Source organism: Rhodococcus sp. NPDC057135 (genome assembly GCF_042670865.1).
GTDB lineage: Bacteria > Actinomycetota > Actinomycetes > Mycobacteriales > Mycobacteriaceae > Rhodococcus_F.
Genome location: NZ_JBHUUU010000005.1, coordinates 82,404 through 100,178, shown reverse-complemented (window position 1 = coordinate 100,178; position 17,775 = coordinate 82,404). Strand labels below are relative to the sequence as shown.

The window sequence follows — 17,775 nt, the reverse complement described above, 5'->3', positions numbered from 1 at the left end:
TCCGGTATGGACAGTCGGGAAGCGTGGCAACTGGATGGTGAGGGCCTCAAGAGTGAGGTTCTGGATCTGGTGCGTGTCCGGCATGAGTTGCAGTCGCGGATGGTGTTGTTGATCATGGAGATGTTTTCCCGGGAGACTGTGGTCGGGAAGGGTTTTCGGGCGATCGCGCAGTGGTTGCATGGTTCGACGAATTTGGAGATCGGTGAGTGCAGCCTGTTGGTCAGTCTGGCGCGGTTGTTGTTGCTCGAACCTGTTGTCGCGGATGCGTTCCACCGCGGTGATGTGGATGCGTTGAAGGCCCGTCAGGTGGCGTCGTTTTGTCAGCATCCGCCCAAGAACATGACTCCGGCGGATGTGGACAAGGCCCGCGGGATTTTGCTTGATCTGGCGTCGAAGAACATTGCCGATTGTGATGCGGTGCGGGCGGCGATCCGGCGGATCGAGAAGCAGTACGGAAAACGTGAGGACGGCGTCCCGGTGGGGGAGGATTCGGAGCGCAATGAGTTCTATGCCTCGAAAGGCTTGTACGGGCGCGTGTCGGTGAAGGGTGATCTGGATGCCGTGAACGGGGCACGTTTGATCACGTTGTTGTCGAGTTTGTCGGCGCCGACGCCGGAGAAGGACGGAGTCAAAGACGCCCGCACTCCGGCGCTACGGCGCGCGGACGGGTTCTGCGAACTTCTGCGGCGGTACGAGCGGGCGGGACTGGGTCCGATCGAGGGCGGAGTGAAACCGCACATCACGGTGACTGCTTCGGCGAAAGACATGACGGACCTCAAAGCCTTGAAGGATCTACTGCCGTCGACCGATGAACTCGGGTTCGCGTGGACGGATTGGGTGGGCCCGGTCAGCATCGACACCACACGGATGTTGGCCTGCGACTGCACGGTCACCCGGATTTTGTTGGATGAGAACGGTGTTCCGCTCGACTGCGGCAAGGAAGCAAGAACCGCGACGGTTCCGCAAAGGCGGGCGTTGGCTGTGCGTGATGGTGGGTGCGCGTTTCCAGGGTGCGGAACTCCATCAGGGTGGTGCGATGCCCATCATATTGTTCACTGGAATGACGGTGGCCCAACGGATCTCGACAATCTGATCTTGTTGTGTGGCCATCATCATCGGACGATGCACCACACCGAATGGCGAGTGGAGATCGGCCCCGACCGAAAAACAGTGTTCTATCCGCCGATGTCGATCGACCCGTTCCAGCATCCGATCGGTGGGAACAGTCCACCGACAGCGGCGTGAACCGCGGCAACTGAAGACGCGAGCACCGGGGCACCTCCATGCCTCGGTGCTCGTGCTGCGTTCCGACATCTTCGCGGAGACGTACGGCTTACCAGCGGTTCCGAACCTCCTCGGCAAATCCGAGGAGATCTCGAACCACCAGAGACGAACCGTCATCGAGGATCACTGTGCCGGAGAACTTTCCGAACACCTGATGCTGAATCGAACGCAACACCCCGACATCGAAAGTCGCGGCACGGTCAATGATCGGCTCGAAAGTCATCTCGAAGCGACCATCGCTGCTCGAGAAGGTCCACGGGGCGCCGTCGTACGTTCCCTGCGGGATATCGAAGTCGATCCGGTCCAGTTTGTGCGCCCGCCCGCCGACAAACACGATGTTCTCACTGGCCGCCGTAGTGTCCCCGAAGCCGTAACCGATGTTGAATCCGAACCGCTCGCCGCTCACCAGTCCGGATGCAGAACCCCAGTACCAGGTGTTGTCGTAAGTCCAGACTCCCCTACCCCAATCGAGAACGCCGAACGAGTCTACCGAGTGAAATGTGAAGTCGTCGCTCCCGATTCGCACGCTTCCAGTCGCGGGAAGGCAGTTGACCTTCTGGTTGTAGTAAAACGACCGGGGCGCCTTCGGAAACGGCGTGGCGATCACCATCCGGTCATCGGCAGGACTCGCCAGAAACAGATCTGCATGTAGACCTCGTCCACCGTCGAAAGCCGGATAGTCGACGATCAGGTGTCGCCCGCCGTCTACATGGCGAAACTCGAACCGAACCTTACCTTTCGACACCACCACATCACCGTCGTCCGCACTTTCGGGCAGACCGAGCCTTCCCATCGGGAACGGCAGCATCACGTTTTCGGTGATCTCGTGCGGTGTTCGGAAATCGAGCCAGGACACCCCGAGCAAGCCCATGTACCCATTGTCGGCGACGGTCAGCGCGATGCCGTAATCCGCAGTGAGAACGCAGTAGTAGTCCCACTCCTTGATTCGGAACTTCGGGGCGGTGATTGCGGAGCGTCGATACTTGCGAATCTCCGATGAGGCCCAACCCGTCTCGACCAGATGTCCGCGATCGTCGAGCAGCGGGCCGGGCGACATCAGTGTCTGCATTCTTACTTCCAGCGTCCCAAGATCTCGTTTGCGCGGTTGGCCAAGGCCATCTGGAAGAACGGACCGAAGCTCACACGCGCCACTCCGAGCGGACCGAAACTTGCCGGGTCGTCCTGATCCGGGATTCCGATCGCATTGATCGGAAGTGGGAGTTCGGACGTCAAGCGGCGCTGGGTCGCGTCGTCGTGACGCCCGACGGGGTAGAGAACGTCGGCACCGGCATCGGCTGCCAACTTGAGGCGTGCAATGGCGCGATCGACGCGATCGGACTCGTCACCGACCTGCTTCACGAACAGGTCGGTACGTGCGTTGACGACAACGTGAACTCCGGCGGCGTCGGCGGCCTGGCGAAGCCCACCCACGAAGTCGGCGTGCTCTTGCGCCTCTCGCAAGCGTCCGCCTTCACTGTGAACGGTGTCCTCGATGTTGAGTCCGACAGCGCCGGCATCGATCAGCCCGTCGATGAGAACTGCCGGCTCGAGCCCGTAGCCACCCTCGATGTCCACCGAGATCGGGGCGTCGACCGCACCGGTGATCTGCTTGATCCGGTGCAGAAGTTCGTCGAAGGTAATGCCCTCGTTGTCCGGCTTGCCGATGGAATCGGAAACCGGGTGGCTGCCCACCGTCAGGGCTGCAAAACCTGCAGCCACCGCAAGATTCGCCGACCACGCGTCCCAGACTGTGGGGAGAATGACCGGGTTGCCTGGCTGGTGCAACGCCAGTAGAGCTGTTGCCTTGTCGTTGATCGAAGTCATGCGGTGGCTCCTCGAGATCGTGGGGTGGTACCTCTCACCTACCGACTCTAGTGAGCGACCGGGCAGCCTGTGCTCTTGTAATCGACCTGGAACTCCTTGATGCCGTTGATCCAACCCGAACGCAGACGGCGCGGATCACCGATCTTGGTGATGTCCGGGACGTTGTCGGCAATCGCGTTGAACATCAAGTCGATCTCCATGCGAGCGAGGTTGGCACCGATGCAGAAGTGCGCGCCCGTTCCACCGAAGCCCAAGTGCGGATTGGGGTTACGAGTGATGTCGAACGTCATCGGGTTCTCGAACACGTCCTCGTCGAAGTTCGCGGAGCTGTACAGCATCACCACGCGCTGTCCCTTCTTGATCGACACTCCTGCCAAGTCCGTGTCCTCGAGCGCGGTGCGCTGGAACGCGGTGACCGGCGTCGCCCAACGAACGATCTCGTCGGCCGTCGTCTTGGGACGTTCCTTCTTGTACAGCTCCCACTGCTCGGGGTTGTCCAGGAACGCGATCATTCCGTGCGTGATGGCGTTGCGGGTGGTCTCGTTGCCCGCCACCGCCAGGATCAACACGAAGAACCCGAACTCCTCCGGGCTCAAAGAGTCGCCGTCGATATCCGCCTGGACCAGTGTGGTGACGATGTCGTCTGCCGGGCAGGTACGACGCGCGTCTGCCATTTGGTACGCGTATCCGAGGACCTCGGTGGACGCGACTGCCGGATCACCCTGGTATTCCGGGTCGTCGTAGCCCATCATCTCGTTGGACCACTTGAACAGCTTGTCTCGATCGTCCTGCGGCACACCGATCAGATCCGCGATCGCCTGGAGCGGCAGCTCGCTGGCAACCTGCTTCACGAAGTCGCCCGGACCTTCGCTCACAGCGGTGTCGACGATGCTCCGCGCACGACGATCCAACTCGTCGCGCATGCCGTTGATCGCGCGCGGCGTGAACAGCTTCGAAATCAGCTTGCGGAGCTTGGTGTGCTCCGGCGCATCCTTGTTGAGCAGAAGATGGCGGAGCATCTCGACGGCCTCGCGGGGCATGTCGTCGGCGAAACGCGCGATCGCGGTGTTCTCCCAGCTCGAGAACACATCGCTGCGCTGGCTGACCTCTTTGACGTCAGCGTGACGCGAGACCACCCAGTAGCCCTCGTCCTGGAATCCGCCGACCGTCGGCGGCTGCTCACACCACCACACGGGTGCGTTGCGACGCAGTTCGGCGAACTCCTCGAAAGGGATCCGCTCCCCGAGGACAGCAGGATCGGTGACGTCGAATCCGGCCGGCAGGTCAGGCGTGCGTGTTGTATCCGAGATGGTCATGGCGTCCTCTGATCGGTCGAATGTGCGCTACACCACAGAGTAGCTTTCACTAACGGCCTGTCAAGTGAAAGACGGGGAGTCTCGTGCAACCGTCCCGCAAGAGCCCCCGCGGCACTAGGATCCCGGTAATGACAGATACCTCCGGCAGACTGACGCTGCGAGAGAAGCAGAAGCAGCGAACCCGCGCAGACCTCGTGGACGCCGCCGGTGCGCTCTTCACCGAACGCGGATACGCGGCTGTCACCGTGGAAGACATCGCGGGCCGGGTCGGCTGCAGCCGAGCCACCTTCTACCTGCACTTTCCCGGAAAGATCGACATTCTCAAGGCCCTCGGCTCGAACACTGTCGTATCCAGCACCCTCGCCATATTCCAGGATCTCGACCATGTACTCGATTCCGGTTCGCGCGAAGAATTCGCCGGCTGGATCGCACGCGCTCTCGACTGGTGCCGCGATCACCACCACATGATGCGGGCGTGGGACGAGGCCATGGTCCTCGAACCAGAGTTCCGCACACTGGCCCGCGAAGGCATCTCCGCACTGCCCAACGCGATGCCTTCGTACCTGGCCCGGTGGCCGCAGGACCGGCATGACGAAGCAAAACTCCGAGTAGAGCTCCTGCTCACACAAATCGAGCGTTTCTTCATTCGCTGGGCCGAGCAGGGCGCAATCACCGCGGGTGCGGACGTCGCAGCAGACGTTCTCACCGACATCTGGTTTCCGGCACTCACGCCGCCCGCTACCGAAGTTGCGGCGCCGCGATAGGTTGGCCCGATGCCACTCGATCTTCGAGCGATCCTCACCACCGTCGCTGCGCTCCTGTCCGCGATACTCGCTGCGCTGGCCCTGACCAATCCCGTTCTTCGTGACTGGGCCATCGTCGCCTCCCCATCGGAAGTGGATCGCTGGATCAGCAGTGGACCCACTGCTGTCGGACTCGGCGCCGTAGTTGCCGTGCTTGCCTGCGCACTCTCACAGCGTCGCGGTTCCCGTCGGGCAGCCTGGATCGCGATCGCTGTCGGGGTCGCCGTCATCGCGATCATTCGTGCAGTCGTACCCGAGGTTGCGTCACTGGACCTGCTGATCGCCTTGATCATCGTCAAAAGTGTTGCAGCCGGCACTATTCTGGGCTGTGTGGTTGCCGTCAGTTGGGACCGCACTGCCACGAAGAACGCGACACTCCTCGGAGTACTCGCCACCTTCCTCGCGATCCGCACGTTCGCCGGTGGGACAGCCAGGATGACGACGTCTTCGGTGGGTGAGCCGTCATGGTTGCTGATCGGCGCCACGGCCGCAGCAGCAATCGCCTGCGCAGTGACCGCGCAATCCGGCTTCCGGATCCGCAAGCCCGACGCGGGTGAAATCCGCATCGCTCTCGTGGTGATCACCGCGCTGGCGATCGGGCATCGCGTGCTCGGCGCCGTGATCGACCGCCAGCAATACGCGTCCGAAGCGACCGCCTGGATTGTCATGGTTTTGGCGGCAGGTGCTGCGCTCGCGTTGACGTGGATCGCCGCCTACCGTCTCGGCGACACCTCCGGTGCTGGTGGCAAGTTCCTCTGGGCGGCAACCGCGTTGGCAGCTGCTTCGGCTCCGTTGTTCGTCGACATCGCGAAGGGTTCCGGTCACTGGGGAGACCTGAAGTCCCCTTGGGTACTGGTGCTTTTCGCAGCCCTGCCGGTCGCCGTCGGATTGAGACTGCACAAGCAGGTGCCACACCTCGTGCCCATCGCCGTTCTCATTGCGGTACCACTGTCAGAACTACTGCCCTTCGACTCCGCGCACGGTGTCTGGTCAATCGCACTGAAGATTGCCGCGCTGGGCCTCGCCGCCGGATTGCTGTTCGGTTCCCTGGCTCCCGGCAGCTTGGTCGACGCCACACTCGGACTCACCATTCCCTTTGCCGCGATGACCTTCTCGTCGATCGCCATCCTCACCGATCAGCTCTCTTTCCCACCGATGATGACGTCGATATACATCCAGGGCCAGCTCGACATCGACGCGGTCTCTCCCCACGGCGACGGAGGATTATTCGGACGCGGCATCGGCATCACCGTCGACTACGTCACCACTCAGACCGTCGGCGCAGCGGTACTCTTCACGCTGATCATCGGCTTCTGCGGCGCGGCGATCCTCCGACGACCTTCACATCCGCCCGTCGAGGTACCGGAACCCACCGAGACTGCCTGATCAGGACAGACCGATGACCATCGACGTCCGATCAAGCACCGGCGCCCTTGCAGCCTTGCTCTCGGGAATCCTTGCGGCCGTGGCGCTGACGAGCCCAGCCCGCATGAGATGGCCTGTCACCGAGCCGCAGTCGAAGATCGACCAATGGATCAGCAGCCAATCCACCAGCGTCGTGGTCGGCGCCATCGTCGCGGTGGCGGCCTGCGTGTATCTCCAGCACCGCGGTTCTCGCAGGCGCGCGTGGGCATTTGTGTACGTAGGCGTCCTCGTGCTGATTCTGATCAGATACGTCGTCCCCGAAGAACTTGGTCTTGATCTGCTGAGCGTTCTAGGTTTTGCCAAAACCATTGCCGCAGGACTCATCCTGGGTGGCGCGGTCGCCGCCTCGTGGGACAGTCGCATCGGTCGCAACCTACTGATCGTGGGCTTGGTGTCGACGTGGTTGGCCGCGCAATCGTCCACCGGAGATTTGATACCTATCAGCACGTCGTCCATCGGTGAACCCGCCTGGGCACTTCTGTGGCTGACGTTGATCTGCGCAGTAGCGTGCGCCGTCACCGTTGACACCGAATCTCGGTTAGGTAAAAGCGAACCGGGCGTTGCCGCAGCCACTCTGGCGGTTGTCACCGGGCTCGCCGTCACTCAACGGATTCTGAGTTCGGTCATCGACCGGCAAGAGCGCCCGTCGACGTATTCGGGTTGGCTGGTCATGATCGCGTCCACCGTCGCCGTCCTCGCCCTGACCTGGTTCTGTACGAGGAAACTCGACGCAACTTCAGACAGCGGCGGATTCCTCTGGGCCGCAACCGCCGTTGCCGCCGCCGCCACGACGGTGTTTGCCGATCTGACCGACCGCTTCTTTCTCGACGGTGACCGAACCTCGCCGTTGGTGATCACTGCCCTCGCGATCATCGCAGTCGTCTTCGGGTTGAGGCGTTCTCGACATCGAGATCGCAGGATCGCAGCTCTGGCACTCCTCGCTGCGATCCCGTTGTCGGAGTGGATCTTCAGCGGCGATCACGAACTGGCTCTGTTGCTCCGGATCGTCGCGCTAGGCGTCGGAACGGGGCTACTGTTCGGATCCGTCTTGCCCTCGAATCCCGTCATCGGGGCGCTGGGGTTGACCATTCCTTTCACTGCCCTGGTCTTCATGTCGATCGGGCAGCACGACATCGAGACTGTGTCACCAACGTACGTCCGGCCCGATCCACCCTCGACGTACTTCCAGCAGGACTCCGCACTGCGCGGCTACATCGACGCGATCGAGCCCGGCGCAGCCTTTCGGGCCGAAGCCTCGACGATTGCCTACGCGTACGAGGCGCCACCACGTTCCGTCGGCACCGCGCTTCTGATGTGTGTGGTTGTCGTCGCCTCCGGGATCGCGCTCCGCCGCCGAAACGCCGTTGACACACCGTCACCGGACTGAGACCTGCTATTGCGGTGCAACTGGTACTGGATTGACTATTTTGGAGCAGTGCCCATCGCCCGCAGGACGCTGCTCGTCGCACTGAGTGGTGTGACGGCATTCGTCGTCACCGTCGCCGCTTTGGCGCCCTTCGTCAACAGCCAGTCGACGTCGATTTCGACCGGCGACCGATTCTGGTCGATTTCGACCATCGGCGCCGGCGTCTTGGCTGTCGTCGCGGTCGGGACAGCCGCGATGATGGCCCGTTGCCGGTTACGGACCGCTGCCATGACGGCATTCGGTGGGCTCCTCCTCGAACTGCCCGGACTCTACGATCACAACTTCGAGGCACTCTCGCCCGTCGGTGCGGGAGTCGCTGTCGGCGCGGTCACGGTTGCTGCCGCTCCCCGCGTCCGAGCCGCTTCGGTCGCGGGAACGATTGTTGCCGTGCATGTCTCGGATTCGCTCCTGGACGAGGACGCAGTTCCTCGGCGGTACGCGGACTACATCGCCGACAACACCAACCAGTTTCAACCACCAGTGCTGGCGGCAACACTGATCGCACTGGCATTGACCGCCGCGTGTGTCGCCGCGTTCTGGTTCCACGATTTCGACAAGGACCACCCCAAGGAACGGATGGCCGTTCGGCCGGTGACGATCGCAGCGGTGCTCACCCTCTTCGGCGTCGCGGCAAATTGGTGGTTCGACATCACCACCGTCACGGCGGCGGTGCCCCTGCTACTCGTCGCGCTGGTGATCACGGTGATCTGTGCGCGGGTGTTGGGCGACGGCAGCCGGATCCTGCTGATGTGTACCGCTGCCGTCGCAACTCTGGCGGCGGTCTCGGCGAACCGTCCGGCAACCGAGGCAATGGAGTGGTCGAAAACCCCGGCCTCGACCGCCGTCGTGATCGGCGTCGTCATCGTTGCCGCGGCAGCCGTCGGCGCTCTCGCACCGTCCCGCGTCGTCGGCTACGGATTGCTCCTGACGGTGACGGTCGCCGGGATCGTCAGCTATGCCACGTCGCCTTCGCCGAAGATCGGTGACCTTCTCACGATCAGCGATCTTCTTGTCGCCTTCACCGCAGCGGTCGTCACCTACGCGATCGCCAGCGCGATGTACCGGGAACCACCGCGGACCGGAGCGTCACGAGCCCTCGTCGGACTCGGTGTCATCTTCGGCCCGACGGCGCTGGCCCTGCTCGTCTATCCGCAGTTCGACTACGGATGGACGGCGTACACCCCGCTGGACGAGAACAAGCCCTTCAACGGCATCACGACGGTCGGCCCGTTCGAGATCTCGACCGACATCCTGATACTCGACGCCGTGGCGCTGATCATCGTGGCCGTTTGCGCCTATACGAGTCTGCGATTGGGCCGGATCACACGATCCGTGCCTCCGTCGATCAGTCGATCAGATCCATCGACGCCAGGCGATGGAACACTTTGAGCGATCCCGGCGCCACCTCGTCCATCGCCGCGTACTCGGCGAGCGTGAAGTATCGGAACTCGGCGATCTCGCTGGTCGGGTGCGGGTCTCCGGCCATCTCCGCCAGATAGCAACTCATGTGCAGCCCGGTGTCCGCGGAATGACCGAAAGCGTGAGCCTCGAAGACGTCGAGGAACTTCACCGTTCCGTCGACCAGATCGACGTCAAGTTCCTCACGAATTTCGCGGTGCAGCGCCTGCTCGGGTGTCTCGCCCGGGTCGATCTTTCCGCCGGCCATGTAGAACGCGGTCTTGCCCACGGAGCGGGTCTGGATCAGCTTGCGGTCACGAATGTGCGCGAGGGCAGCGGTACGGATGATCGTGGTGGGAGTCGGCGAATTCACGTCGTCCAACCTACGTGTATCAGCGAGTGCTGAATATGTCCGAATCGACTCGCTGCACATCGAAACTGCCACGCCCGGTAATATGTACGCAAAGACAACCTCTCCGACTAGGTGAATTGTCTCGTTAATCCGATAGGTTCGATTTTGTTCGGACACCCCGCCGCCCGCTGACAACACGACGGAGTGCCTTTTGCTCGCTATCTTGCTTGCCCATGCCGTTGCCGCCCTCTTGGCTCCGCTTGTGGTGCGCAGGTTAGGGCGAAACGGCTTCTTCCCCCTCGCGATAGTCCCCCTCGCCGGCCTCGGCTGGGTCATCGACAAATGGGGCACCGTCGAGACGCTGCACATCACCTGGGTCCCTGGCCTGTCGATGGACATCGACTTCAGATTCGACGCGCTCTCGGCCATCATGGCCGTCCTCGTCCTGGGCGTCGGCACGCTGATCCTGATCTACTGCGCCCGCTACTTCAACGACGACGAACCTCGACTCGGTATCTTCGCCGCCGAGATGGTCGCCTTCGCAGGTGCCATGTTCGGGCTCGTGACCAGCGACAACATGCTGCTTCTCTACGTGTTCTGGGAACTGACGACGGTCCTGTCGTTCCTGCTGGTCGGTCACTACGCCGAGCGCGCCACCAGTCGCCGCGCCGCAACCCAGGCACTGCTCGTCACCACCGCCGGTGGTCTCGCGATGTTGGTCGGCATGATCATCCTCGGCCAGGTCGGCGGTAGCTACAACCTGTCCGAACTGGTCGCGAACCCGCCGACGGGTTGGCTCCCGTCCGTCGCGATCGTACTGATCCTGATCGGTGCGCTCTCCAAATCGGCAATCGTGCCGCTGCACTTCTGGCTGCCCGGTGCAATGGCCGCGCCCACCCCCGTCAGCGGTTATCTCCATGCTGCCGCGATGGTCAAGGCCGGTATCTACCTGGTCGCGCGTCTGGCTCCCGGGTACGCCGATTCGCCGCCGTGGCGCATCACCATCATCAGTTTGGGTCTGCTGTCGATGATCCTCGCCGGTTGGCGAGCCATGCGTGCGTACGACCTCAAACTCGTCCTTGCCTTCGGAACCGTCAGCCAACTCGGCTTCATGATGGTCCTGGTCGGCATCGGCACGCGTGACGCCGCCCTCGCCGGCATGACGATGGTCGTGGCGCACGCGATGTTCAAGGCCGCGCTCTTCATGGTGGTGGGCATCATCGATCACACCACCGGCACCCGTGACCTGCGCAAACTGGCTCACCTGGGCAAGGCGGCACCAGCTCTCGCGATCATTGCGAGCCTCGCTGCCGCCAGCATGGCCGGTCTGCCACCACTCCTCGGATTTGTCGGCAAGGAAGCCGCACTCGAATCGGTGCTCGAAACGAACGCGCTCGGGCACTGGTCGTCCATCGCCGTCGTCACGGTGATCGTGTTGGGCTCGATCCTGACGGTCGGCTACAGCGTCCGCTTCATCTGGGGTGCCTTCGGACGCAAGACCCTGAGCAAGCCAAGTCCGGCCGTGAGCAAGATGCACAAGCCTGGTTGGCTGTTCCTGTTCGCACCCGGCCTACTCGCTGTTCTCGGTCTGGCCGCAGGCATTCTCTCGCCCCAACTCGAGAAGCTGCTGACGCCGTACTCCACCACGCTGGCTCCCGGACCGCACGCCGATTACCACCTCGCGCTGTGGCACGGATTCAACACTCCGCTGCTGCTGACCTGCATCGTCATCGCGGGCGGCATCGCGCTCTACATCGCGCAGCGTCAGATCAGCCGCCTGCACTTCGAGCACCCGCCGCTCGGCAACGCCGACCGTATCTACGACGCAACCCTGCGCGGCATGGACACCATCTCGATGCGCCTGACCGGCGCCACTCAGCGTGGTTCGCTCCCCCGCACGCAGTCGACGATTCTCGCGACGCTGGTCGTCGTTCCACTGTTCTTGCTGATCATCGACACCAAGGGCGGCGGAGTCGACCTTCGGATGTGGGATTCGCCCATCCAGTTCACGATCGCGCTGATGATGATCTCGGCCGCCATCGCCGCGACGCTTATGCGCAACCGCCTCGCCAGCGTCATCCTGGTCGGACTCACCGGCTACGGCTGCGGCGTGTTGTTCGCGCTGCACGGTGCACCCGACCTCGCGCTGACCCAGTTCCTCGTCGAGACGCTGACACTGGTGATCTTCGTGCTCGTGCTCCGGAAGTTCCCCGCCGAAGTCGACGAAAGCAAGGCGATCGGCTTCAAGTGGCCGCGTGCCGCACTCGCCGTCGCCGTCGGTATCACCGTCACCACCATCGCGGCCTTCGCGACCAATGCACGAAACACTCGTCCGATCTACGAGCTGCTTCCCGACGCGGCCTACGACCTGGGCAACGGCAAGAACGTCGTCAACGTCCTACTCGTCGACATCCGCGCATGGGACACCCTCGGTGAGATCTCGGTGCTGCTGGTCGCGGCAACCGGCGTCGCCAGCCTCGTGTTCCGCAACCGCCGCTTCGGCATTGCGCCTCGCGTCGCCGACGCACCCTCCGTCATCGTCGACAAGGCGGCCGCCAACTCTGACACGACGTGGTTGCGCGGCGGAGACCTGATCGATCCGCGACACCGTTCGCTGGTTCTCGAGGTCACCACGAGGTTGATCTTCCCGACCATCATGGTGTTGTCGATCTACTTCTTCTTCTCCGGCCACAATGCTCCCGGCGGCGGTTTCGCCGGCGGCCTGACGGCGGGCCTGGCACTGGTACTTCGCTACCTCGCCGGTGGCCGCTACGAACTCGGTGAAGCCGTACCCATCGACGCGGGCAAGATTCTCGGCCTCGGTTTGGCGCTGGCCGCGGGCACCGCCCTGGTGTCGCTGTTCCTCGGCGCCCCGGCACTCTCGTCGGCCGTCTTCGAGTTCACCCTCCCGCTCATCGGCCACGTCAAACTGGTCACCGCACTGTTCTTCGACCTGGGCGTCTACCTCATCGTGGTCGGCCTGGTCCTGGACGTACTCCGAAGTCTCGGCGCCCGCCTCGACGCAGAAATCGAGGTGAAAGCACCATGAGCGCAAACATCGGAATGCTGATCCTGATCGGCGTCCTCACGTCGGCCGGTGTCTACCTCCTGATCGAACGAAGCATCACCCGGATGCTCCTCGGCTTGCTCCTGTTCGGCAACGCCATCAACCTTTTGATCCTGACCGTCGGTGGATCGGACGGGAATCCGCCCATCGTCGGCCGAGATTCGGTCCACGAGGAGATAGCGGATCCGCTCGCTCAGGGCATGATCCTGACGGCCATCGTGATCACGATGGGTATCGCCGGCTTCGTTCTGGCACTGGCGTACCGGTCCTTCAAGATCAACACGGCCGACGCCGTCGAGGACGATCCCGAGGACACCAAGATCCTCAAGCGTCGCCTGCCCGCCGACGCTCCCGACCACGACCGCTCCGACGACCCGCTCACCGGTGCCCCGAGCATCGGCGGCGACGCATTCGACAAGGACGGCAACCCCATTCCCCTCGAACAACTGGTCAACCTCGAGGACATCGAATGCTACGACGACCTCCACGACGGCGACTTCGAGGACGAACCGGTACCCGACTGGGCCACCGACCTTGCTCGTAAGAAGGAATCCGAGAAGCGGCGCAAAGACGCTCGCCAGACCAAGATCGAGGGAGGTGGAGGCGCATGACCATCTCGGACAACCTGATGGGAGCCCTTGCGCCCCTACCCGTCCTGATCCCGATGCTGGCCGCAGCCGCGACGCTGGTCGTCGGCCGACGTCCGCGCTTCCAGCGTGTGATCACCCTGATCGCGCTCGTCGGCGTCGTCGCGGTGTCGGGCCTGCTTCTGTACCTCGCAGACCGCGACGGTACGACCGCGGTTCAGGTCGGCGGCTGGGATTCGCCCATCGGCATCACACTCGTGGTCGACCGTCTTTCGGCAATGATGCTCGTGGTCTCGTCGGTGGTACTGCTCGCCGTCATGATCTACGCGATCGGTCAGGGTATTCGCGACGGCAGCGAGGCCCAGCCGGTCTCGATCTTCCTGCCGACCTATCTGGCGCTGACTGCCGGTATCTCCAACGCGTTCCTCGCCGGTGACCTCTTCAACCTGTACGTCGGTTTCGAGGTCCTGCTCGCCGCGAGTTTCGTGCTCCTGACGCTCGGTGCCAGCGCCGACCGCGTCCGGGCCGGCGTCTCCTACGTGATGGTCTCGATGGTGTCCTCGCTGATCTTCCTGGCAGGCATCGCCTTCGCCTACGCAGCGACCGGCACCCTCAACATGGCCGACATGGCCCTGCGCTTCGACAACATTCCGCCAGGAACACGCACCGCCATCTTCGGTGTCCTCCTCGTGGCATTCGGCATCAAGGCTGCGGTCTTCCCGCTGTCGGCGTGGCTCCCGGACTCGTATCCGACCGCGCCCGCACCGATTACCGCCGTCTTCGCGGGGTTGCTCACCAAGGTCGGTGTGTACGCGATCATCCGGGCGCACTCGCTGCTGTTCCCGCAAGGAGAACTCGACAACGTACTGATGGTGTGTGGCCTGCTGACGATGGTGGTCGGCATCATGGGTGCCATCGCGCAGAGCGACATCAAACGTCTGCTCTCGTTCACCCTGGTCAGCCATATCGGTTACATGATCTTCGGTATCGCGTTGTCCACGACGTCCGGACTGTCCGGCGCGATCTACTACGTCGCCCACCACATCATCGTGCAGACGACGCTCTTCCTCGTGGTGGGTCTGATCGAACGACAAGCCGGGTCGTCGTCGCTGCGCCGTCTCGGCGGTCTCGCGGCGGCCAGCCCGATCCTTGCAATCGTCTTCCTGATCCCGGCCCTGAACCTCGGTGGTATCCCACCGTTCTCGGGCTTCATCGGCAAGGTCGCACTCCTGCAAGCCGGTGCGTCCGACGCCAGCGCGCTGGCCTGGATCCTCGTCGCCGGCGGCACGATCACCAGCTTGCTGACGCTCTACGCGGTCGCCCGCGTGTGGACCAAGGCATTCTGGCGAGCCCGCGCCGACGCGCCCGAAGGTGACCTCGCCGACGTCAGCCCGTCAGCATTGATCGACGAATCCGAAGAGGACATCGCGTTCGTCGACCGCGAGGACGTCGGCAAGATTCCGATCTTCATGCTGATTCCGACGGTCGGGCTCGTCATCGTCGGCCTGGGGCTGACGGTATTCGCGGGCCGGATCATCGACATCAGCGACCGAGCGGCGAAGGATCTGCAGGATCGGTCCATCTACATCGACGCGGTTCTCGGCAACCACCGACCCGTTCCGGTCGACGAGGCTCCCGTCGCTGCAGACGACCCTGCAAAAGCTCCCAGTACCGATGCCCCGAACACCGAGACCCCGAACACCGAGGAGGCTCCGCGATGAAACGCGAACAGGTACTCCGCGTCGGGATCCTGCTGTGGCTGATGGTCGTGTGGATCCTGTTGTGGGGCAACATCAGTTTCGGAAACATCTTCGGCGGACTCGCCGTCGGCCTGATCATCATGGTCCTGCTTCCCCTCCCCCGCGTACCGGTCGAGGGCCGGGTGCATCTGCTCTCGATCCTGCGTCTGCTGTGGATGATCGTGTACTACGCAATCCAGTCGAGTATCCAGGTCGCCTGGCTGGCGATCCGTCCGTCGCCGCCGCCGGTCACCGGAGTTCTGCGGTACCAACTCGGGATCAAGTCGGACCTGGTTCTCACGCTGTGCATCGACGTTCTGAACCTGATCCCGGGAACGATGGTTCTCGAGATCGACCAGAACCGGCGCATCGTCTACGTCCACGTGCTCGACGTCGGCTCGCAGAAAGCCGTCAGCGCGTTCTACCGCTCGGTGGAGGATCTCGAGCGGTTGTTCATCGCGTCGTTCGAACGTGATTCGGACTGGCGGCCCAGCCCGTGGCACCAGCGCGACTACGAATTCGATGCACCCCGGCAGGAGGACCGACCATGAACGGGTTCATCACCACGATCTTGATCATTTCGGGAGTGATTCTCCTGATCGCCGCAGTACTGACCACGTTCCGATTGCTCGACGGGCCGAGCTCACTCGACCGCCTCGTCGCTCTGGACACGATCATTGCGGTCTCGATGTGTGGGCTCGCGGTCTGGGCCGCGTACAGCAAAGACACGACCATCGTTCCCGCGATCGTCGCGCTGGCACTGGTCGGCTTCATCGGTTCGGTGTCCGTCGCACGCTTCCGGGTGAGTGACCAGTGATCGGCAACATCCTCGACACAATCGGGGCAATCTCCATCTTCCTGGGCGCGCTGCTCGCGCTGACCGCCGCAGTGGGAATCGTTCGCTTCCCCGACACCCTGCGTCGTATGCACGCGGCCACCAAGCCTCAAGTGGTCGGGCTCATTCTTGTTCTGATGGGTGCCGTGTTCCTGCTTCGCGGGAGCGTCGACATCTGGATGTTGGTACTGGTCGGCATTTTCACGCTGCTGACCGCGCCCGTCATCGCACACAGCGTCGGACGCGTCGCCTACCGCGAACAGCGCGAGGAGGACGACCTCATGAAGATCAACGAACTGGAAGACCCGGACTCTCTCCAGTAGCGGCATCCCACTCACCGTCGCGCTCGCCCCACACTGCAAGAGCGGTGCCGGGGCGGGCGAAGAAGGTGGCGAAGTACGCCACCGACATGAGAACCAGCACAGCCATCAGCAGCGGACCGAAGATCGCCGGGTACTCGGCCATCTGCACCGAAGCGAATCGGTACGAGAGCAACAACCCCGCGAGCAGTGCCGAGCCGCCGATCAACAGACGCACTCGGAACCAACCCCAGCCGCGCTCCGGATCCCGCAGCGCCGCATCGAGCGTCAAGCACAGAACCGCACCGGCAATGAGGTCGACGCCGTAGTGGAATCCGAAACCGAGCGTCGCCGTCAGGGTCGCGACGAGCCAGAACGATCCCAGGCTGCGAATCCACCACGGCCCGCTGCGAGAGTGGATGAACAACGCGACTGCCCACGCGGTGTGCAGGCTCGGCATGCAGTTCCGCGGCGCGGCGTCGTCGAACGGTAGCGACGACGGTGACGCGAAGTCGAAGTTGGGCACGATGTTCGGCCAGTAGTCACCGATCTGGAACCCGAAACCACGCGGGCCGAAGGCGAACACCGGACCGACCACCGGGAACAGGACGTAGAAGATCGGGCCGATCAACCCGATGAGCAGGAACGTACGGAGCAGGTGATGCGACGGCCATCCCTTGCGTACTTGATAGAGAGCAACCACGATCACCGCGACCGGTAGTTCGACGTAGATCCAGTCGAGCGCTGCGGCGCCGACGGGGCCCATGGCGTCGACGATCTGGCCCATCACCCACGACGGGTTCCCGAGAGCCTGGTCTGCGAGGAAGACGTACTCGTCCCACACATCGGTGCCGACGAGAATGGTGATCTCCAGCCACGTCTCGGCAACCTTGGCCGCGATGATGAGCAACGCGCCCAGCGCAACGCCGTGCAGAACGCTCAGTCGACGCTCACCGGACAACTTCCACACCGCGTACACCGCGATGGCCGTCAGCACCCAGGTGCCGCCGGTGCCCATCGTCAGCGGCCCACCGGAGAACCAGCGGATCGCGCCGACGACCACGTCGATCGCAACGGCCGCGGATACCGCGTAGATGCGCTCCTTGTTGTTCAGTCCGACCAGCGCGAGAGCGAGGCCAACCCAGGGCATCGTCGCGGATCGGGGAACGAGGAAGTAGTCACCGAACAGGCTTTCCACCGGACCGAGATAGCCCTTGTACGACGCGAACGCCTGCACGCCCAGGACCAGCACGGTCAATGCTGCTGTGCCGACCAGAAGGACTCGATGAGAACTCGACCACGAACGATCCGACTGTCCGGGTGCGTCCCCTCGTTGGGACCAACTGTCTATCAGCACCGGACAATAGTAAACGGCGCGTGAACCGAATATGGACACCCACTGGACAAACGGTTGGTATGC

The 17,775-nt window shown here is 63.1% G+C and carries 16 protein-coding genes; 11 read left to right on the top strand and 5 right to left on the bottom strand.

Going from position 1 to position 17,775, the window contains the following annotated elements; all coding sequences use genetic code 11:
* Positions 1 to 6: 6 nt before the first annotated feature.
* Complete coding sequence (locus ACFT1A_RS11195) at positions 7 to 1,245, top strand: DUF222 domain-containing protein (RefSeq protein WP_378447048.1); 1,239 nt, start codon at positions 7 to 9, stop codon at positions 1,243 to 1,245.
* A gap of 88 nt (positions 1,246 to 1,333) precedes the next feature.
* On the opposite strand, the gene ACFT1A_RS11190 is transcribed toward ACFT1A_RS11195, so the two are convergent.
* From ACFT1A_RS11190 to ACFT1A_RS11180, 3 genes are read right to left on the bottom strand one after another with little or no spacing between them, the layout of a single operon-like run.
* Positions 1,334 to 2,353, bottom strand: coding sequence for a DUF2804 domain-containing protein (locus tag ACFT1A_RS11190; RefSeq protein WP_378447047.1), 1,020 nt, complete (start codon positions 2,351 to 2,353; stop codon positions 1,334 to 1,336).
* A gap of 2 nt (positions 2,354 to 2,355) precedes the next feature.
* Entirely contained in the window at positions 2,356 to 3,108 is a 753-nt protein-coding gene (locus ACFT1A_RS11185) for an isocitrate lyase/phosphoenolpyruvate mutase family protein (protein WP_007730096.1), read from the bottom strand.
* A gap of 47 nt (positions 3,109 to 3,155) precedes the next feature.
* Complete coding sequence (locus tag ACFT1A_RS11180) at positions 3,156 to 4,424, bottom strand: cytochrome P450 (RefSeq protein WP_378447046.1); 1,269 nt, start codon at positions 4,422 to 4,424, stop codon at positions 3,156 to 3,158.
* 128 nt (positions 4,425 to 4,552) lie between these two features.
* Between ACFT1A_RS11180 and ACFT1A_RS11175 the strand changes: the two genes are divergently transcribed.
* Genes ACFT1A_RS11175 through ACFT1A_RS11160 form a run of 4 tightly spaced genes read left to right on the top strand, consistent with a single transcriptional unit; the run spans position 4,553 to position 9,467 of the window.
* Positions 4,553 to 5,188: a TetR/AcrR family transcriptional regulator gene (locus ACFT1A_RS11175; protein ID WP_378447045.1), complete on the top strand. Its 636-nt coding sequence runs from the start codon at positions 4,553 to 4,555 to the stop codon at positions 5,186 to 5,188.
* Positions 5,189 to 5,197: 9 nt separating this feature from the next.
* A complete protein-coding gene (locus ACFT1A_RS11170) occupies positions 5,198 to 6,613 on the top strand; it encodes a hypothetical protein (protein WP_378447044.1) in 1,416 nt (471 codons plus the stop codon).
* A 13-nt stretch (positions 6,614 to 6,626) separates the two neighbouring features.
* Positions 6,627 to 8,039 (top strand): hypothetical protein, encoded by a 1,413-nt coding sequence (locus ACFT1A_RS11165; protein ID WP_378447043.1) that lies wholly within the window; start codon positions 6,627 to 6,629, stop codon positions 8,037 to 8,039.
* Between the two features lie 48 nt (positions 8,040 to 8,087).
* Entirely contained in the window at positions 8,088 to 9,467 is a 1,380-nt protein-coding gene (locus ACFT1A_RS11160) for a hypothetical protein (protein ID WP_378447042.1), read from the top strand.
* Here ACFT1A_RS11160 and ACFT1A_RS11155 read toward each other — a convergent pair.
* A complete protein-coding gene (locus ACFT1A_RS11155) occupies positions 9,424 to 9,849 on the bottom strand; it encodes an NUDIX domain-containing protein (RefSeq protein ID WP_378447041.1) in 426 nt (141 codons plus the stop codon). The two genes, ACFT1A_RS11160 and ACFT1A_RS11155, sit on opposite strands and share 44 nt — an antisense overlap.
* A gap of 190 nt (positions 9,850 to 10,039) precedes the next feature.
* Between ACFT1A_RS11155 and ACFT1A_RS11150 the strand changes: the two genes are divergently transcribed.
* From ACFT1A_RS11150 to mnhG, 6 genes are read left to right on the top strand one after another with little or no spacing between them, the layout of a single operon-like run.
* Positions 10,040 to 12,877: a Na+/H+ antiporter subunit A gene (locus ACFT1A_RS11150; RefSeq protein ID WP_378447040.1), complete on the top strand. Its 2,838-nt coding sequence runs from the start codon at positions 10,040 to 10,042 to the stop codon at positions 12,875 to 12,877.
* Complete coding sequence (locus ACFT1A_RS11145; protein ID WP_230816834.1) at positions 12,874 to 13,506, top strand: Na(+)/H(+) antiporter subunit C; 633 nt, start codon at positions 12,874 to 12,876, stop codon at positions 13,504 to 13,506. The genes ACFT1A_RS11150 and ACFT1A_RS11145 overlap by 4 nt, the downstream gene beginning before the upstream one ends.
* A complete protein-coding gene (locus ACFT1A_RS11140) occupies positions 13,503 to 15,203 on the top strand; it encodes a Na+/H+ antiporter subunit D (RefSeq protein ID WP_378447039.1) in 1,701 nt (566 codons plus the stop codon). The genes ACFT1A_RS11145 and ACFT1A_RS11140 overlap by 4 nt, the downstream gene beginning before the upstream one ends.
* Complete coding sequence (locus ACFT1A_RS11135; RefSeq protein WP_378447038.1) at positions 15,200 to 15,772, top strand: Na+/H+ antiporter subunit E; 573 nt, start codon at positions 15,200 to 15,202, stop codon at positions 15,770 to 15,772. The genes ACFT1A_RS11140 and ACFT1A_RS11135 overlap by 4 nt, the downstream gene beginning before the upstream one ends.
* Positions 15,769 to 16,038 (top strand): monovalent cation/H+ antiporter complex subunit F, encoded by a 270-nt coding sequence (locus tag ACFT1A_RS11130; RefSeq protein ID WP_003945061.1) that lies wholly within the window; start codon positions 15,769 to 15,771, stop codon positions 16,036 to 16,038. Before ACFT1A_RS11135 ends, ACFT1A_RS11130 begins: the two co-directional genes overlap by 4 nt.
* Positions 16,035 to 16,379: a monovalent cation/H(+) antiporter subunit G gene (gene mnhG / locus ACFT1A_RS11125; RefSeq protein WP_378447037.1), complete on the top strand. Its 345-nt coding sequence runs from the start codon at positions 16,035 to 16,037 to the stop codon at positions 16,377 to 16,379. Before ACFT1A_RS11130 ends, mnhG begins: the two co-directional genes overlap by 4 nt.
* Here mnhG and ACFT1A_RS11120 read toward each other — a convergent pair.
* On the bottom strand, positions 16,345 to 17,712 hold the full coding sequence (locus ACFT1A_RS11120) for a DUF5933 domain-containing protein (protein ID WP_378447036.1): 1,368 nt from the start codon (positions 17,710 to 17,712) through the stop codon (positions 16,345 to 16,347). The two genes, mnhG and ACFT1A_RS11120, sit on opposite strands and share 35 nt — an antisense overlap.
* Between the last annotated feature and the right edge of the window lie 63 nt (positions 17,713 to 17,775).

What these genes read in the sequence shown, in the direction of transcription:
- ACFT1A_RS11195 (WP_378447048.1), top strand. Translation starts at nt 7, where the DNA reads ATGGACAGTCGGGAAGCGTGGCAACTGGATGGTGAGGGCCTCAAGAGT.
- ACFT1A_RS11190 (WP_378447047.1), bottom strand. Translation starts at nt 2,353, where the DNA reads ATGCAGACACTGATGTCGCCCGGCCCGCTGCTCGACGATCGCGGACAT.
- ACFT1A_RS11185 (WP_007730096.1), bottom strand. Translation starts at nt 3,108, where the DNA reads ATGACTTCGATCAACGACAAGGCAACAGCTCTACTGGCGTTGCACCAG.
- ACFT1A_RS11180 (WP_378447046.1), bottom strand. Translation starts at nt 4,424, where the DNA reads ATGACCATCTCGGATACAACACGCACGCCTGACCTGCCGGCCGGATTC.
- ACFT1A_RS11175 (WP_378447045.1), top strand. Translation starts at nt 4,553, where the DNA reads ATGACAGATACCTCCGGCAGACTGACGCTGCGAGAGAAGCAGAAGCAG.
- ACFT1A_RS11170 (WP_378447044.1), top strand. Translation starts at nt 5,198, where the DNA reads ATGCCACTCGATCTTCGAGCGATCCTCACCACCGTCGCTGCGCTCCTG.
- ACFT1A_RS11165 (WP_378447043.1), top strand. Translation starts at nt 6,627, where the DNA reads ATGACCATCGACGTCCGATCAAGCACCGGCGCCCTTGCAGCCTTGCTC.
- ACFT1A_RS11145 (WP_230816834.1), top strand. Translation starts at nt 12,874, where the DNA reads ATGAGCGCAAACATCGGAATGCTGATCCTGATCGGCGTCCTCACGTCG.
- ACFT1A_RS11140 (WP_378447039.1), top strand. Translation starts at nt 13,503, where the DNA reads ATGACCATCTCGGACAACCTGATGGGAGCCCTTGCGCCCCTACCCGTC.
- ACFT1A_RS11135 (WP_378447038.1), top strand. Translation starts at nt 15,200, where the DNA reads ATGAAACGCGAACAGGTACTCCGCGTCGGGATCCTGCTGTGGCTGATG.
- ACFT1A_RS11130 (WP_003945061.1), top strand. Translation starts at nt 15,769, where the DNA reads ATGAACGGGTTCATCACCACGATCTTGATCATTTCGGGAGTGATTCTC.